The organism is Pseudomonas sp. SDT291_1_S447, assembly GCF_054070155.1.
Genome location: NZ_JBSVXS010000285.1, coordinates 1 through 582 on the forward strand (window position 1 = coordinate 1; position 582 = coordinate 582).

The window sequence follows — 582 nt, forward strand, 5'->3', positions numbered from 1 at the left end:
GCTTTGCCTTCCTTGAGCACCTGCTGCGGCGCCTGCTCGCGCAGTTGCTGCAGCCAGCCTTTGTTCACGTCCTGCAGCATCGGATAGGCTTCGATGTCGGTCTGCGCAGCCGCTTTCACACCGTGGAAACCGACCATGATGCGATCGAGGGCGATCTGCTTCTGCACTGCAGCGGAATAGCGCTGGTGGAAGTCCGGAAACTTCGCCCAGGCATCGATTTTCGCGTACGGCAGGCCCACGTCGGATTCAGTCGAAGACAGCTCATAGGTGCTGTTTTCCAGAGCGGATGCATCTTTTGCTTCGCGGTCGGTGGTCTTGGTGTTGGTGCGGCCTGTGACTGGGCCAGACACGCCGATAAACACCTTCTCGCCCTTGATCTCGGTCACCGGAATGACGTTGATGCGCTGCAGGAAGTCCGCTTTTGCCGTGATTGCGTCGTTCAACTCCTGAGTGATCGACGGTTCAACGGAAAACATCTTGCTGGACAGCGGGACGCCGTAGGTCTCGGCGATCGCCAGCTGCATTTCGGCGTACATCTTGGCGCCGTAGGCGCTCAGGGAACGAGCCATGTCAGAGCACCCG

Annotated in this window: 1 protein-coding gene; it reads right to left on the minus strand. The window is 59.3% G+C overall.

The window, feature by feature from the left end; all coding sequences use genetic code 11:
* On the minus strand, positions 1–569 hold a 569-nt coding region (locus ACW9IR_RS29565), incomplete at its 3' end, for a P2 family phage major capsid protein (RefSeq protein ID WP_457466151.1).
* Between the last annotated feature and the right edge of the window lie 13 nt (positions 570–582).